Raw genomic sequence first — 2,835 nt, forward strand, 5'->3', positions numbered from 1 at the left:
CTAATACCCTACGTTCAATATTAGATAAGTCTCGAATACTTTTTTGATGTACTACTGTTTGATTTATTTCTAATGGAAATTCTAATATTTTAAAAGCCATAAAAATCCTCCTAGTTAATAATTTTACTTATAAACTTTATTATAAAAAGTTTATTTACTATTTAACTAAAACCTTACATAACTTATTTTTCATATTATAAGATATGAACAGATAGCATAAATAATATTTATTTATATATTTTAATAATCAAAAACGATAATCCTTTTTAGTTCATCCATTGGATAATCTGTGAAATACCTGTAGGACGATTAGACCATGCTGAATTCAAATCGTTTATCATACCAACTTTATACTCTCTCTTTCCCATTAGGTGTCCGCACTACTTTTTAGATAACCTAACAGTAATCATATCTTTCTGCCCGATGACGTTAATTACTTCTTTAAACGAGCAAGTCTCTTGATATTCCTCTTCTAGCACCACAACAATAATTAACTTTTAAATTAATTATTACTTACAACTTAAAGAACTGCGCAACAGATAAACCTTTAATTACCTTAACAGTTAAATTATAGCATAACCCTCGTAATAACGGCGCATCCAGGCCATAATATCCCCAACATTTTCAAGTTCACTAAGCATCCATCCCATTCTGCCTACACCAATAAAATAAACCAAAAAAAAACACATTCCATTCCAATAAATAAGGCCATATCAAAAGCATCCTCCAATGCCATTTTGATACAGCCTTATCTTATCCACTAATACTACTATCCTATTAATCATTTATAGACTATACAAGCATTAAAAGTTTATTCTACCTACAAAACATTACCATCCTTTAAATAACCATAAAGCTTATTATCAACTGGTTTCTCCATAATCATATTCATCGTAACAACCGGTAGTTCTTTTCCATTTTTATCTTGCATTTCAGTTTGTTCTACACTTGCTTTATCAGGTCTCGCTTTTCCTAAATAGTAAAAGTCGGTTCCCTCGTCATCATCTTTTTTCACAAAAATATGGACATCAATATTATTTTGTTTAGCATCAATAATTGTTTGAACTTCCTTTGACTTTAATGTTCTGTTACTTCTTGTATACCATTTAAGAACATCTTGATTAAGGAATTCATCACCGTAGTCCACACTGGATTCTACCTCATCATTTTTATGGTATGTGATAAATATTGGACAAGTATAGTGTTTGGTCTTATAACCATACATAGTTGAGCTCTCATCACTATGCCAATTTAAAAGTTTACACACATCTTTTCTTGAGTATTTTTTATATACAGTAAGGTTACTATCACACTCATAGTTTTTGCTCTTTTCTTTCGCACTTTTAATAACGTCCATAACCATATACTTAAAGTATTCATTTTGTTCTAAACTTTTTCGAATAGAATCATTAAATATAAATGTCTTCTCATCCTGCAACGTGAGAATTGGCTTTTCCCCATATTTTTTTTGGTTGTTTTGTGAGAAAAACTCTAACTCAAAAATTCGTTGCACAGAAGTAATCGTATCATCATCTTTTAAGCAATTAGATTTTTCAAGTTGTTTTACATACTCATCTTTATCAACTTTTTCTTGCTTTAATAGTAAGTCTAACAAGACGATTTCGTTTTTACGTTTTCCATTTAATACTTCCAATGAAAACATTGTTAAAACTTTATTTTCGTACTCTGTTAATGCAGGGACATCTTCTTTCATTTTCAATAGAAACTGATAATAGTTCGAATATCCTTCCACAAGTACAACTGGATCAATAGAATGGTTTACTATAAAGTCATATAGATATGGAATTCTTCCTATTCTATTTTTCAACTCAGCAAAAGCTTCCTTTAATACTTTCATTGCTGTTAAATTACTATCGTTAATTGCTTTAAAGATCTGCTTTTTCGCTATCTCTTCAAAGTTAACTGTTGAAATACCTTTAATATAACTCGTGTCATTTGTATACCTACGTATATTATCTTTATTTTGTGATTTATCTCCGGAAAGGGCAATCGGAATTAAATAGTTGTTTTTATAGTTTCCAATAAAATCAATGATCGTAACAAAATCTTTCGAATCGTGTTTTCGAAGTCCACGCCCCAGCTGCTGTATAAAGATAATACTTGATTGAGTTTGTCTTAACATAACAACTTGATTCACACTCGGAATATCAATTCCTTCATTAAATATATCTACCGTTAAAATATAATCAAGTATGCCATTTTCTAATTGGTTCACACGTAGTTCTCTTTCCTGTTGGGAATGATCGCCGGTTAATGCAAATGTACGAAAACCTCTATTATTTAAGGCATGTGATAATTGTTCTGCCTCATCTTTTCGGCTGCAAAACATTAGTCCAGTTACTTTCTCACCGGAAAAACCGTAATATTTTACTTTTTCAACTATATGATCCACCCGTTCTTCCGTAACAAGTTTAGATAAAACCGTAGTGTCATCTATCTTTTCACCATTATATTCAAAATCAGTTACTCCAAAATAATGAAAAGGACAAAGCATATCTTCTTCAAGTGCTTCTTGCAAACGAATTTCATAAGCAATATTGTAATCAAATAGCTCATAAATATTAAAATTGTCTGTACGTTCAGGTGTAGCCGTCATTCCCATTAAAAATTTTGGTTTAAAATAATCAATAACCCTATGATAAGAACTAGCACCGGCTTTATGAACTTCATCAATTAAAATATAATCGAATAGCCCAGGATCAAATTGATGTAAATTTTCCTCTTTTGAAATGGTTTGGATCGTCGCAAATAAATATTTAGCATTTATTTGTTTATTTGATCCTGATAAAATTCCAAAGTCCTCATCTATCCCAC

General features: G+C 30.4%; 1 protein-coding gene. It reads right to left on the reverse strand.

Going from position 1 to position 2,835, the window contains the following annotated elements:
* Positions 1-820: 820 nt before the first annotated feature.
* Positions 821-2,835, reverse strand: a 2,015-nt coding sequence (locus AB3X48_RS20605; protein WP_367959881.1) for a DUF3427 domain-containing protein, incomplete at its 5' end; no start/stop codon positions are given.

Source organism: Bacillus sp. S4, from assembly GCF_040838205.1.
Taxonomy (GTDB): domain Bacteria; phylum Bacillota; class Bacilli; order Bacillales; family Bacillaceae_G; genus Bacillus_A; species Bacillus_A cereus_U.